The sequence below is a fragment of the Halorarius litoreus genome, assembly GCF_024362405.1.
In the GTDB taxonomy this organism is placed as follows: Archaea; Halobacteriota; Halobacteria; order Halobacteriales; family Haloarculaceae; genus Halorarius; species Halorarius litoreus.
Map to the genome: position 1 here is coordinate 2,071,285 of NZ_CP101454.1, position 13,891 is coordinate 2,085,175.

At 69.6% G+C, this 13,891-nt stretch carries 11 protein-coding genes; 6 read left to right on the forward strand and 5 right to left on the reverse strand.

What is annotated here, in order from left to right; translation table 11 throughout:
* Positions 1 to 15: 15 nt before the first annotated feature.
* The 3 genes from hisI to NL126_RS10635 all read left to right on the forward strand — a co-directional run bounded on the left by hisI (position 16) and on the right by NL126_RS10635 (position 2,534).
* A complete protein-coding gene (gene hisI / locus NL126_RS10625; RefSeq protein ID WP_255194848.1) occupies positions 16 to 393 on the forward strand; it encodes a phosphoribosyl-AMP cyclohydrolase in 378 nt (125 codons plus the stop codon).
* Positions 380 to 1,519 (forward strand): DUF7118 family protein, encoded by a 1,140-nt coding sequence (locus NL126_RS10630; RefSeq protein ID WP_255194849.1) that lies wholly within the window; start codon positions 380 to 382, stop codon positions 1,517 to 1,519. Before hisI ends, NL126_RS10630 begins: the two co-directional genes overlap by 14 nt.
* Before the next feature lie 193 nt (positions 1,520 to 1,712).
* On the forward strand, positions 1,713 to 2,534 hold the full coding sequence (locus tag NL126_RS10635; protein WP_255194850.1) for a spondin domain-containing protein: 822 nt from the start codon (positions 1,713 to 1,715) through the stop codon (positions 2,532 to 2,534).
* Here NL126_RS10635 and glmM read toward each other — a convergent pair whose 3' ends face one another.
* A complete protein-coding gene (gene glmM / locus NL126_RS10640) occupies positions 2,535 to 3,899 on the reverse strand; it encodes a phosphoglucosamine mutase (RefSeq protein WP_255194851.1) in 1,365 nt (454 codons plus the stop codon).
* Between the two features lie 93 nt (positions 3,900 to 3,992).
* Complete coding sequence (locus NL126_RS10645) at positions 3,993 to 5,249, reverse strand: COG1470 family protein (protein WP_255194852.1); 1,257 nt, start codon at positions 5,247 to 5,249, stop codon at positions 3,993 to 3,995.
* A gap of 148 nt (positions 5,250 to 5,397) precedes the next feature.
* On the opposite strand from NL126_RS10645, the gene NL126_RS10650 reads away from it, so the two are divergent.
* From NL126_RS10650 to prs, 3 genes are all read left to right on the forward strand, one after another.
* Entirely contained in the window at positions 5,398 to 6,168 is a 771-nt protein-coding gene (locus tag NL126_RS10650; RefSeq protein WP_255194853.1) for a helix-turn-helix transcriptional regulator, read from the forward strand.
* A gap of 32 nt (positions 6,169 to 6,200) precedes the next feature.
* Positions 6,201 to 6,977, forward strand: a complete 777-nt coding sequence (locus NL126_RS10655; RefSeq protein ID WP_255194854.1) for an HVO_0234 family beta-propeller protein — start codon at positions 6,201 to 6,203, stop codon at positions 6,975 to 6,977.
* A gap of 77 nt (positions 6,978 to 7,054) precedes the next feature.
* Positions 7,055 to 7,903 (forward strand): ribose-phosphate diphosphokinase, encoded by an 849-nt coding sequence (prs, locus tag NL126_RS10660; RefSeq protein ID WP_255194855.1) that lies wholly within the window; start codon positions 7,055 to 7,057, stop codon positions 7,901 to 7,903.
* Positions 7,904 to 7,911: 8 nt separating this feature from the next.
* Here prs and NL126_RS10665 read toward each other — a convergent pair whose 3' ends face one another.
* The 3 genes from NL126_RS10665 to ileS are packed head-to-tail and all read right to left on the reverse strand — an operon-like array spanning position 7,912 to position 13,746.
* Complete coding sequence (locus NL126_RS10665) at positions 7,912 to 8,385, reverse strand: hypothetical protein (RefSeq protein ID WP_255194856.1); 474 nt, start codon at positions 8,383 to 8,385, stop codon at positions 7,912 to 7,914.
* A gap of 54 nt (positions 8,386 to 8,439) precedes the next feature.
* The gene (locus NL126_RS10670) at positions 8,440 to 10,485 is read right to left on the reverse strand and encodes a PGF-CTERM sorting domain-containing protein (RefSeq protein ID WP_255194857.1); all 2,046 of its coding nucleotides are present in this window, start codon (positions 10,483 to 10,485) and stop codon (positions 8,440 to 8,442) included.
* A 42-nt stretch (positions 10,486 to 10,527) separates the two neighbouring features.
* Positions 10,528 to 13,746, reverse strand: a complete 3,219-nt coding sequence (ileS, locus tag NL126_RS10675) for an isoleucine--tRNA ligase (protein WP_255194858.1) — start codon at positions 13,744 to 13,746, stop codon at positions 10,528 to 10,530.
* Positions 13,747 to 13,891: the final 145 nt, after the last annotated feature.

The window sequence follows — 13,891 nt, forward strand, 5'->3', positions numbered from 1 at the left end:
TCCGTCAGCCCGACCATGACCATCGACGTCGACTTCGGCGACGACGGCCTCGTCCCTGCCGTCACCCAGGACGCCGACTCGGGGACGGTGCTGATGCTCGCGTACGTGAACCGCGAGGCGCTCGAGGCGACCCGCGAGACGGGCCTGGCGCACTACTACTCCCGCTCGCGCGACGAACTCTGGCAGAAGGGTGGCTCCTCGGGCCACACCCAGTCGGTTCAGGAGGTCCGCGTCGACTGCGACGCCGACGCGCTCCTCTACGTCGTCGAACAGACCGGCGGGGCCTGCCACACCGGCTACGAGTCCTGTTTCCACCGGACGCTCGACGGCGAGGTGGTGGGCGAGCAGGTGTTCGATCCCGACGACGTGTACGCCGACGATGACGACGACTGAGTCCGCGCCCGACCCGGCGGGCACACTGGCGGCTCTCGACCGGGCCGTGACCGAGTACGAGCGGGTTCGCGACCGCATCGAGGCGGCGGGCGGCGAGAGCGCCGTCCGCAAGACGACGGGCGCGTTCCGGACCTTTCATCGGTTGCTCGACGACAACGAGGAGGCCGCGACCGGCTCCGGCTTCGAGGCGTACATCAACTTCCAGGAGGCGGTCGCCGACCACGTCGACGACCTCGACGAGTCGCTGCCCGCCTACGACGCGTTCGAGGCGGCCGACGACGCCGTCCACAAGAAGCGTCTGTCGAGCACCGACTTCGACCGCGCCCGCGAGCTGCTGGACCCGGCCCGCGAGTACGCCGACCTGCTCGTCGAGTGGGAGGCCGCACAGGACCTCCTTCGGGAGGCGCGAAGCGACGCCCGTAGGCGACTCCAGACGCTCGATGACGATATCGAGCGCCTCGAACGGCTGCAGGAACTCGCGGACGTGGACATCGACGCGCCCGTCGAGGAGATTCGCGAGCCGATCGAGACGTACAACGAGGCCGTCATGGATGCGTTCCGGACGTTCAAACGCGAGGCGTCGGCCCGCGAGGTGCTCGAGGTGGTCGCCGCCGCCGACGCCTATCCGCTGGTCGCGTTCCGGTCACCGCCCAGCCGGATGGCCGAGTTCGTCCACGAGGATCCGGTCGGCGAGGAGTCCATCACGACCCTCCTCGAGTACGCCGACTACTCCGCCTCGAAGCTCGGCCACTACGTCGACAACCCCGGCGACCTCAAACGGCATATCGCCACCAACACGACCTACCTCACGGGCCTCGACGCCTCGCCGCTCACGGTCGCCTATCCGCCACCGGCAGCCGAGACGCTCCGCTACGAGTGCAAGGAGTACACGTCGGTCTGTAACCGCTTCGCCCCCGAGGACGTTCAGGCGCGACTGCGCGAGGTCCGGTCGCTCCCCGAGACCACCGACTACGAGCGGCTCCGGACCGCGGCGATGGCCCGCGAGGAACTCGGCGAGGAGGGCCGCGAGCGGCTGGCGAGCGGTGGGGTCGCCCGTGACCTCCAGCGCCGCCGGGCCGAACGCGAGGCGCTCGAGCGCCAGCTCGACACCGTACCGGAACCGTAGCCGATACGGACCGAAAGCTCGCCTTTCACTGCGAGACGACCGCCACCGCAGCGTCGTTGGCCCGCCGTTACCTGCAGCACGGCCCGGATTACTGGCGCATACTGCTCGAATAACAAAGCCCCTCCCGACCCAGCGTCCGGAAGTCGATTGGTATGACCACGACAGTAACACGACGACGGCGAGGTGACGGACGATGACCGCCGGTGACGGCTTGCCGATGAATCGGCGGACGGCACTCGGACTCGGTGGGGCGACGCTCGGCGGGCTCACGCTCGGGAGCGGGTGGACGGCCGCCCAGGAGGGGGGTGAGAACGGCGAGGGGGAGAACGGCGAGGGGGAGAACGGGAACGGCGGCGACGGTGGTGGTGGCGCCCGTCGCTACCGCGTGACGGTCGCGAACCTCACGACGGGCCAGCCGTTCACCCCGCCGGCGGCGGCCGCTCACCGACCGAGCGTCGAGGTGTTCTCCGTCGGCGACCCGGCGAACGAGCCGACCCAGCAGCTCGCGGAGAACGGGAACCTCACCCCGCTCGTGGGGCTCATCGAGGAGACGGACGCCATCCGGGCTGCGGCCGTCGGCAACGCCCCGCTCGTGCCGCAGGCCGACCCCGGTGAGACGGGCAACCCGTACTTCACGACGCTCGAACTCGACTCCGACGCGAGCGCGACCCACCTGACCGTCGTCGCGATGCTCATCGCGACGAACGACGGCATCGTGGGGCTCGACACCGTCCCGCTCCCACAGGCGGTCAACGCGTCGCGGACGTACTACGCCAACGGCTACGACGTCGGGACCGAGGAGAACACCGAACTGTTCGAGGACCTCGTGCCGCCCGCCCAGTCGCTCATCCAGGGTGGCGAGCCCGACGGGGGCACGACCGAGAGCGACCCCGACCTCGCCGAAGACGGCGTCATCACACCGCACCCCGGTATTCAGGGCGTCGGCGACCTCGACCCCGAGGTGTACGGGTGGGACGAACCGGCGGCGCTCGTGCAAGTCGAACGGCTTGAGTGACTAGGCGTCTGCTCGCGCGTCTGCCAGCGCCGCGCGGACCTCCTCGGCCAGCGCAGACGCGCGGTCGGGGCCGCGCGCCTCCGCGTACACCCGGACGACGGGTTCCGTCCCCGAGGGGCGGACGAGCACCCAGGCGTCGCCGTAGTCGAGCCGGTAGCCGTCGATGGTCGTCGGCTGCGCGTCGGCCTCGCTCGCGTACTGCTCGGCGGCGGCGAGCATCGCCTCCCGCTCGTCCTCGGACTCGTACTCGAGGTTGACGCGGACGTTCTCGTAGCCGTCGTACGGGTCGACGACCTCACTCGCGGTAGCGTCCGCCAGCAGTTCGAGGAAGCGGGCGGCGGTGTATGCGCCGTCGCGCGCCAGTCGGTAGTCCGGGAAGAGGACACCGCCGTTCCCCTCGCCGGCGACGGGGACGTGTTCGTCCGCGCGGTGAAGCTCGCGGATGCGGGTGATGATGTTCGTCGAGCCGATGGGCGTCAGGTCGAGTGCTGCCTCGTTCGCCTCCGCCACGTCGACGAGTCGCTGAGAGACGTTGACCGCCGAGACGGTCGTGTCGCCGGAGCCGAGGTCGGCCGCGGCGAGCGCCGCGAGCGTCGCGTCGCCCTCCATGTACTCGCCGTGCTCGTCGAAGAAGATGGCGCGGTCGGCGTCGCCGTCGTGGGCGATGCCGACGTCCGCCTCGGTCGCCCGGACGAGTCGGCCGAGGTCCTCGAGGTTCCCGGGGACGGGCTCGGGGTCGCGCCCCGGGAAGTGGCCGTCGGGCTGGGCGTTGACGGTGACGACGCGGCAGCCGAGCTTTCGGAAGAACGTCGGTGAGGTGAGCGAGCCCGCGCCGTGACCGGGGTCGAGCGCGACCGTGAGGTCGGCGTCGGCGATGGTCTCGCGGTCGACGGCCGCGAGCAGCTCCTCGATGTAGCGTCGACGCGCGGACTCGACGACGACCGTCTCGCCCGTCTCGTCCCACGTCGCCGTGTCGAACTGCTCGGCGAGCAGTCGCTCCTCGACGCGCTCGAGCGCGTCGCGAGAGAGTTCGACGCCGTCCGCCCCGACGAGTTTCACACCGTTGTACTCCGGGGGGTTGTGGCTCGCGGTCACCATCACGACGGGGACGCCCTCGCGTTCGGCGTACGCCTGTGCGCCGGGTGTCGGAATGACGCCGAGCCGGTGGACGTCGAGCCCGGTGGCGGCGAGGCCGGACGCGGCGCTGTCGGCGAGCATCCGGCCGGTGGTCCGGGTGTCACGGGCGACCGCGGCCGCGTCGGCAGACCAGACCGTGCCCGCCGCGAGTGCGATCCGGTGGACGAACGCGGGTGTCAACTCCTCGTTGGCGACACCGCGGACGCCGCTGGACCCGAAAACCTTCATGCGACAGCTTCTGTCGCCGGCACTCAAAGTGATGTCGCTCGCAGCCGACGCGTGACAACGCGCGGTCAGGAGGCGCGAAAACGGGGGTGGTGGTTACGCCGAGGCGTTGCGGACGATGCGGTAGCCGAACTGGACGGTGTCCTGCGGCATGACGCGGAGCGTCCACTCGCCGGCAGCGGGGTCCTCGGCGGGGAGGCGATACTCGAAGGTGCGCTGGCCGCCGTTGACGGCGTACGCGCGGTCGGCGTCGGCGCCGCGCGGCTGGCCGCTCAGGTCGACGTGGCCGCGCTTGGTCGTGGTCGTCCGCTCGGCGTCGACGACGGTGCCGTTGGGCGCGACGAACGCCACGTCGAAGCTGGCGGGCTCGCCGTTCTCCATCCGGTAGTAGTCACCGGCGGAGAGCTCGACTGCGACCGACTCGTCGGTCTCGCGGACCGCGAACGTCGTCTCGAACGGCGAGTCGGGCTGTTTCCAGACCTGGAAGTTCAGGTCGAGACGCTGCCAGTAGCGGTCGTCCTGTGGGCGGTTGGGGTCTTCGAGCCCGAGGGTGAGCTCGGCGTCGTAGCGACCCCGGTCGGCGTTGGCGCTCGGCGAAACCGTCACCTCGACGGTCGCAGTGTCGCCAGCGGGAACCTCGGTGGGGGCGTCGATGGAGAGCCACGAGCGATCGAGACTCGCCGGACAGCCGGGACCGTGACAGCTGTTCCGGCGGGTCTCGATTTCGGGATTCAGCGGGACGGCCTCGTCGTCGGTGTTCTCGACGACGATGGAGTGGGTGTACGACTCGCCGGCTTCGACCTGCGAGTGGAGGTAGCGTTCGGAGCGGACGAACACGGTCGGCTCCTCGAACACCTCGACGTTGAGGTTCAGCGTGTGGACGCGCCGCGGCGGGGCGTCGCCGTACTGGACGGTCTCGTTGGTGAACGCCACCTCGCCGCGGTAGCGGGCGAGTTCGGCGTCCTCGGGGACCGCCACCGAGACGGTCACCTCGACCTCCTCGCCGGCGGCGAGTTCGGTGGTCGGGGCGTCGATGTCGACCCACGCGTCTTTGATGCGGTAGCGGGCCTGCCGGGGCTGGACGACCTCGGGCGAGAGCGTGACGGCGTGGTCGTCGTCGTTGACGACCGTCACCGTGAGGCTGTCGGACTCACCGGGCTTCAGTTCGAGGCGTTCGTATCGCGGTTCGACGAAGACCCGGGAGACGTTCCCCGGGTCGGAATCCTCTGCGATGGCGGTCGTCGTGGGCGCCGTGAGCGCGGCCGCACCGAGCGGCAACGCGGAGAGCACGAGCGCCGCGACGGCCACCAGTACAGCTGCCTTGGAGGGCCAACTGCGGCTGTCAGCGGGCATGCGATTCGACCTGTGTGATGTGGCCTGTTTACCTCACCGACTGATTCGCTGTTCGGCGGCACTCATCGTGTTCGAGTCACGAACGAACCGCCATACCTCGCCGCTGTCGATGGGAACTTTCTTGTCCACCGACACCAACTCGCGGCGTATGAGCTGGACCGACCCCGACACGAGCGCCGAGGGGGTCGCGACCGCGCTGTCGAACCGGCGACCGCTGGTCGAGGCACTGGCCGATGGTCCGCGGTCGAAAGCCGACCTCGAAGCGAGGCTCGGCGTCGCGCGCTCCACGGTGTACAAGGGTCTGCGCGAACTGGAGACGGTGGGCGTCGTCCGGGTGACGGACGAGGGGTACGCACTGACGCAGTTCGGGCGACTCGCCCGGCGCAAACACGACGACTATCGAGCGACGGTCGAGCGACTGTGTGCGGTCCGGTCAGTGCTGTCGGCGGTGCCCGCCGACGTTCACCTCCCGCTGTCGTTCATCGAGCGGTCGCAGGTCGTCATGCCCGAGCGGCACGCCCCGGAGCGCCCCCTGACGACGTTCGAGGCGGTCGCCGACGAGGCCGACCGCCTCTGGACGCTCTCGCCGGTCGCCATTCCCCGATTCATGCCCGACATCCACGAGGACGTCGAGTGCGGCGACCGTGACATCGAAATCGTGGTCGAGCCGGCGGCGCTCGACGCGCTGATGGCCGGGTACGACGCGTTCGACGCCGCGGTCGAGGCGGGCCTCCGGGTGTACGAGTCCCCCGGCTCGCTCCCGTTCGGGCTGACGCTGTTCGACGACGAGGCGGTGTCGCTGGCCGCGTACGCCTCCGACGGCTCGCTGCGCGGCCTCCTCCTCTGTACGTGTCCAGACGCCATGGACTGGGCAGAAGGCGTCTACGAGCGGCACCGCGCGGCCGCCGCCGAGGTGTAAACGCTTTCGGCGGCCACGGCCGAACCACGGGTATGAGCGCCGAGCAGGACATCACGCTGGACGAGAAGCGCGTCTACGGGTCGAAGGAGGGGTCGACGCCGGTGTTCGTCGCGACGGGAACTGGACTCGCCCGCGTCGAGGTCTCCGCGGACCTCGTCGGCGAGTTCGGACTGGCCCGCCGTGGCGACACCCGCGATGTCGTCGGGAGCGAGGGCCGCCTCGCCGTCGCGGCCGACGACGCGCTCGTGGGCACGGGCGACGACTTCGCTGAGACGGGGTTCGGCCCCGCCGCTGCTGTGGGATTCGACGACGGGCTCGTCGCCGCCGGCGAGGGTCGGGTGGCTCGTCACGACGACGGCGAGTGGGTCACGCTCGCGGACCTCGACGACGTCCGCGCCATCGCGGGCGGGATGTGCGCGACGAAGGCGGGTGTGTTTCGACTCGACGGCGAGCACGTCGGCCTCGACGACGCCCGCGACCTCTCGACCGACGGCGAGGTGCTGGCGGCGACGGGCGACGGGCTCTACTATCTCGCGAACGGCTGGATGGACGCCCTCGACGGGGCGTTCCGAGCGGTCGCAGCCGACGGCGAGCGGGCGTACGCCGTGGCGGCCGACGGGACACTCGTCGCGCGCGAAGACGGCGAGTGGGTCGACACCGACGTCTCGGGCGACGTGGCCGACGTGACGCTCGGTCTCGATGCCGTCTACGCCGTCACCACGGACGGGCAGTTCCTCGTGAACGCCGGAGACGGGTGGCGCGACCGGCTGCTCGGGCTCCCCGAGGCGCGACGCATCGCCGTTCCATAGGAGGCGTCTCATCACCGAGCCTGAACGAGGCGTGGTCGAAGGAAACGCTTGTTAGCCCTCGCGGGGGAGGCTCGCACATGATTATCCCCGGGTCGGCGTCGCAGTCGCTTTCGGCGTCGTTGGCAGCCGAACTGGACGAGCCGCTGGCGACGGTCGAGACCGACCGCTTCGCCGACGGCGAGTTCAAGTGCCGCGTCCCCGAGGTGGGCGGCGACCGCGCCGTCGTCGTCGCCTCGACCACCTCGGCGGAGGCACACCTCGAACTGCTCCAGCTGCAGGACCTCGCGCGCGAGGCGTTCGACGAGGTCGTCACCGTCCTGCCGTACATGGGGTACGCGCGGCAGGACCGCGCGTTCCGTGAGGGCGAACCCGTCTCTGCGCGAGCGGTCGCCCGCGCCATCTCGACCGGCACGGACCGCGTCGTCACGGTCAACCCGCACGAGCCCGCCGTCTGCGAGTTCTTCGACGTGCCGAGCGAGGCCGTCGACGCCGCCTCTCGGCTGGCCGACCCGCTGCCCGACCTCGAGGACCCGCTGTTTCTCGCCCCTGACGAGGGCGCCACCGAACTGGCCGCGACGGTGCGCGACGCCTACGGCGTCGGTGAGACGGACTACTTCGAGAAGACGCGCGATTACGACACCGGCGAGGTGTCCGTCGAGCCGTCGGACACGGACGTTTCGGGTCGAGTGGTCGTGCTCGTCGACGACATCATCGCCACCGGCTCGACGATGTCCTCGGCCATCGACCAGCTCCACGAGCGCGACGTCGGAGCGGTCCACGTCACCTGCGTCCACCCGATGCTCGCGGACAACGCCCGCACGAAACTGGCGAACGCGGGGCTCGCGAGCCTCCACGGTACCGACACCATCGAACGCTCGGTCAGCACCGTCTCGGTCGCACCCGTGGTCGCCGACCACCTCCGCTAGCCATCCCGCTAGTCGCGCTCGACCTCGGGGAAGCAGTTGAACTCGACGACAAGCGAGTCGGCAGTCTCCCCGTCGGCGTCCACGGCGACGACCCGGTACCGTCCGTGGAACGGCCGTTCGCCGAGATACTGTTCGTAGTAGAGCTGGCCTTCGCTCACGCCGACCTTGTTCGCCATCTGCGCCGCGTCGCCGGCGGAGACGGGTATCGTGTACGCCAGCGAGTCGGTGGCGTCGAACACCTCGATGCGGTCGAGGTCGTGCTCGCGGACGGCTTCGACGCTGAGCGGGACGCCGAGCCGCACGTCGTCGTCGACGACGTCGGCCATCACGCCGTGTTCGAGAACCGTTCCGTCGCCGTGTTCGACCGCGAGCGTCTGGCAGTCGAGCGTGTCGGAGCCGCCGGTTGCTGAACCGCTACAGCCGGCGAGGCCGGCCGCCGTCACCGTCGTTATCGCCGTCAGAAGCTGTCGCCTGGAGGGCATATCTCCTCACTCTCCCGACTGGGGGAAAGCCGTACCGGTGGCTCGATTTGGGACTTACCGGCGGCTAGCCAGCCCGCCCACGGCTAGCAGCGCCACGAGCGCGCCGAGCGCGCCGACGCCCGGGCCGCCTCCACCCGTCGGAGTCTGTCTCGCCCGCGCGCCGTCGGGCGACCGGACGGTGCCGGTCGCCGAGACTGCCGCCGTCCGGGTGACGCTCTCTGACCGGGTAGGCGTCGTCGGCGTCGTCTCGACGACCCGAATCGTCCGTTCGCGGCTCCCGGCTGTCACGCGATGTTCGCCGTCACGGAAGCTCGCCGTCGCCGTCACGGTCGTCGTCTCGTTCGGTTCGAGCCGTACCTGTTTCGTCGCGAGCGGGTCGCCGTCGACCGCGAGCGTCACCGTCCCGTTCGCCGGCCGGCCCGCGGGGTTGCCGACCGTCGCAGTCAGCGTCACGGACTCGCCGGGGGCGACCCGCCGGGGGGTGTCGATGCCGGTCACTCGCGGCGTCGCCGGCTCGCGGACGGTCACGGTCTCGCTTGCGCTCTCGACGGTGAACCGGACGCTCCCTCGCGTGTCGAACGACCGGTCGAACGTCAGCACCTCGCGAGCGCCGGGCGCCAACTGACCGTTCCGGGTCGCGACCCGCTCACCGTTCGTACGGAGGACGGCGGTGTAGTCGCCGGGCTCGCTGCCCGTGTTCTCGACGGCCACCCGCAGGCTGAGCGACTCGCCGAGGACGACCGTCGGCGTGGCCCCGACCGTGTCGCTCCGATAGGGCCCGGAGCGTTCGTAGGGTGGGACGAACTCGTAGACAAAGGCCGGCTGCGGGCCGCCGAACGCCTGTCGTTGCTCCTGCTGGCTCCACGTCTCGGGGACGGCGTCGGTCTCGGTGTAGCGCCGAGCGAACGCCCGGGGGTCCGACCCACTCGCGGCCTCGACCGCCGACAGGAACTCGTCCTGCTCGACGGTTCCGTCGTTGAAACGGCGAATCGCACCCTGGAGCGTGGCCTCGCCGTCACTGTCGAGGCGCATCTGCCGGTCGAGCGCCGCGAACACGAGCGCGCCCTTGTCGTAGTTGGCGAACGTCCCCTCCCACGTCTCCGGCTCGGCGAGGACAGCGTCCTGGTGTTTCTCGGCGGTTTCGAGGTGGCGGCGGTAGCGGTCGTAGCTGATGCGGTCCTGCTGGTAGGTGAGGAACGCGGCGTAGTAGTCGGCCATCCCCTCGACCGACCAGCGGGTCGCGTCGGTCGGCCGGTACACCTGCCGGGTGTGGACGTACTCGTGTATCCAGACGTTGCTCGGGCTGTCGACCCGCTGGTCGTCGAGCACCCAGAAGTCGCTCTCGCCGCGCTGGAGACCGGTCGACCCCCACTCGACCGTGGTGGGGGCGGCGATGGCGACCACCTCGGGGTCGGTCGGGCCCATGGAGAGCGACTCGGCCGCGCTCGCGAGCGTGTCGAGGACGGCGTCGGGCGAGGACTGCAGCGACGCCTCGGCAGGCACGACGAGCCGGATGGTCTGGCCGGCGGCGCTCCGCCGATGCTCCTCGAAGCGGCCGAGATAGAGGATGTCGCCGGACGTGGCCCCGTCGCCGGTGAACGCGTAGTCGGTGACGAGGTCGGGTTGGGCGCCGGTCCCCGAGTACGTCACGCCGGCACGGGGCGCGCGGGCGATGGCCCACTCGCCGGCGTCGACGTAGAGGTAGCCACCGGTCTGTTCGCCCTCGGTCCCCCGGCTGATGGTCTGGTTCACGTCGATGGCGTAGGTGATGGAGGGCGTGTCCGTGGTCCGCGTCCAGTCGTAGGTCGTTCCCGAGCGCCGCTGGAAGCCGTTCGTCGACTGGACCCGTACGCCCTCGGGGAGACGGGTCGAGAGCGTCGTCACGTCGTCGGGAATCTCGTAGGCGAGTTCGACACGAATCGTCCCGGGGTCGTCGGGCGTGAGCGACGCGGTGAACGTCTGGGCGACGGCGTCCGACTGGGTGGCGTTCGCCGTCGCGGCGTCGGTGGCGGGTGCCCCGGCCGCGGTCGCCACCCCGGGGACGGCGAGCAGGCTCACGAGGACGAGACAGGAGACGAGAAGCCGCGTCGGTCGTGACACGCTTCCGGAAACGGACCGCCCGGAGTTATCGTTTCTGGGTGGTCAGTCGTCGGCCGATGCCGCCGCGAGCGGCTCGACGGCGATGGTCATCTGAACGCCCTCGACGTCCCACTCCTTGCGGTGGCCGTCCGAGACGTCGCCGAACTCCGCGGCACGGACCTCGCCGGCGATGAGGGCCTCGTGCTCGCGGACGAGGTCGGCCACGCGGTCGTCGGCCACGTCGAGGTCGAGGCGGATCTCGGCGTCGATGTCGAGTTCGAGTTCCTTCCGCATCTCCTGGACGCGGCGGATGACCTCTCTCGCGTACCCTTCGCTCTCGATGTCCTCGGTGAGCGTCGTGTCGACGTAGACGACGCCACCCGACTCGCCCGTGTCGCGGCCGTCGGCCGCGCGGACCCGGAACTCCGTCCCCTCGACGCCCTCGGGCGTCTGGGTGACGAACTCGATCATCTCCGGGTCGAGCTCGACCTCGCGGCCGAGCTCCTCGGCGACGGCCGCTTCGAGCTCGTCGAGGTCCTGACTGCCGACGTTGACGGCGTTGAGCGCGTTCATCACCTCGCCGGCGTCGCCACCGAAGGCCGGGCCGAGCACCGACATGTCGGCGCGGGCGCCGTACGCGAGTTCCTCCCAGCTCTCGCCGGGCTCGACGATCTCGATTTCGCGGGCGTTGAGTCGTTCACACAGGAGGTCGCGCTGGCGGTCGACCGACTCGGCGACGGCGTCGGCGTCGGCGGCGACGACCACGCGCGTGACGGGCCACCGGAGCTTGCGTTCGGCCTGCTGGCGGGCGTTCGAGCCCGCCTCCTCGACCGCGCGAACGACGTCCACGTCTGCTTCGAGCTGCGGGTCGTACCACTGCTCGTCGAAGGTCGGCCAGTCGCACATGTGGACGGTGGGGTGGCCCGCCTCGCCGGTGAGCGTCCCGTAGATGGTCTCGGAGACGAACGGCGCGTAGGGGGCGAACAGCTTGACGGTCTCCAGCAGGACGTTGTAGAACGTCGCGTAGGCGGCCTGCTTCGAGTCGCTGTCATCCTCTTCCCACATGCGCTCGCGCACGACCTGGATGTAGAACCGCGAGACGTCTTCGACGACGAACTCCAGCAGGACGTCGAGCGCCTGGTCCTGTCGGTAGCCCTCCCACGCGGCGTCCATCTCCTCTTTGACGGTCTGGAGCCGCGAGAGGAGCCAGCGGTCGACCTGTTCGAGGTCGCAGTCCGCGAGCGTGACCTCGTCGGGAGCGAAGTCGTCCATCCGCATGTACGGCAGCGGGAAGCGGAACACGTTCCAGAGGATGTTGAGCTCCCGCTGCATGTTCTCCATCTCGTCCCAGGAGAACCGCATGTCGTCGCCCTGCGGGTTCTGCGAGAGCAGGAACAGCCGCATCGGGTCGGCGCCGTGTCTGTCGAGTGCCTCCCCTGGCGTCACGACGTTGCCGATGGACTTCGACATCTTGCGGCCGTCCTCGGCGAGCGCCCAGCCGTGCATCAGCACCTGTTCGTACGGGATCTCACCGACGGCGGCGGTGCCCATCCCGAGCTGCGACCAGAACCAGCCGCGGGTCTGATCGTGCGCCTCCATGATGAGGTCGGCGGGCCACAGCTCCTCGAACGCCTCCGTCTCGGAGGGGTAGTCGAGGGTCCCCCACGACGCCACCGAGGAGTCGAGCCAGACGTCGAAGACGTCCGGGACGCGGGTGTAGGTCGTGCCCTCCTCGGTGATGGTCAGGTCGTCGACCGTGGGTCGGTGGAGGTCGACCTCGTCGGGGTCCACGTCCTGGTCGACGCGTTCGGCGAGCTCTTCGCGGGTGGAGACGACGACGACGTCGTCCATCTCACCCGACCAGTCTTCGGGGGTCCAGATGGGGATGGGGATGCCCCAGTAGCGCTGCCGGGAGACGTTCCAGTCGGGGGAGTCCTCGACGAAGTTCTTGAATCGGTTGTCGCGGGCCTCCTGCGGGTACCACTCGCTGTCGTCGATGTTCGCGAGCAGTTCCTCTTTGATGTCGGAGACGGTGATGAACCACTGGTCGGTCGCGAGGAAGACGATGTCCGTGTCACACCGCCAGCACTGCCCGTAGTCGTGGACGTACGACTCGGCGGCGAGGAGGTAGCCCTCGGCATCGAGGTCCGCGATGATGTCGTCGTTGGCGTCGCGGACGAACTCGCCGGCGTATTTGCCGCCACGCTCGTCGTAGACGCCGTCGGAGCCGACGGGACAGAAGATGTCGAGGCCGAGCTCCTGCCCGCGCTCGAAGTCCTCCTGCCCGTGGCCGGGCGCGGAGTGGACGAGCCCCGTGCGGTCGACCTCGACGTAATCGGCGTGGTACACCTGCCCGGCGCCCTCGAAGCTCGGGTGGTCGGGCACCTCCTCGGCGAGCGGGTGGTCGTAGGTCCACCCGAGCATCTCCGACCCCTGCAGCTCGTCGAGCACCTCGTAGTCCTCGTACCGACCCTTCTTCAGGACGTCCTCGACGACACCCTCCGCGAGGTAAAGGACGTCCTCCTCGCCGTCCTTCTCGGCGCGAACCTGCTGGTACGTCACGTCCTCGTCGACCGCGACGAACGTGTTCGCCGGGATGGTCCACGGGGTCGTCGTCCAGATGACGAGGCTCCCCTCCTCGTCACGAAGGGGGAACTTGACGTAGATGGAGGGGTCTTCGACCTCGTGATACTCGACCTCGTTCTTCGCGATGGCGGTTTCACACCGGGGACACTGGGTGATGGAGCGTTTCCCTTGCTCGACGAGGCCGCGTTCGTGTGCCTGCGCGAACCCCCACCACGCGGCCTCCATGTACTCCGGCGAGACCGTCTTGTAGGGGTTCTCCCAGTCCATCCAGACGCCGAAGGACTTGAAGTCGTCCTGGAGCCCCTCGAGCTGGTCGTCGGCGAACTCCTTGCACTCCTCGATGAAGTTCTCCATCCCGAACGCCTCGATGTCCTTCTTGTTCTCGAAGCCGAGCTGCTCCTCGACTTTCGTCTCGATGGGCAGCCCGTGCATGTCGTAGCCGGGGCGGTCGGTGACGTGCTTCCCCTGCATCCGGTGGTAGCGGATGTACGCGTCCTTCAGCGACTTGTTCCACGTCGTCCCCATGTGTGCTGCCCCCGAGGTGTACGGCGGGCCGTCGACGAAGAAGAAGTCCTCGCCGTCCGCTCTGTGGGCGACGGTTTGCTCGTAGGCGTCGACCTCGTCCCAGTAGTCGAACACGCGGTCCTCGACCGCGTCCGGGTCGTACTGGTCGTCGACCGCTGCGAAACGTTCCATGGGAGGGGAGTGTCGCCCCGCCCTAAAAGGCGAATCGGTCTTGCAGGTGCGGCCGTCCAGGGGTTTCCCGTGCGGCTACGCCCACGTCACCCGGGCGTGACCAGCATCGAGATACTCCCGACGACGACGAGCACCGTCATCACAG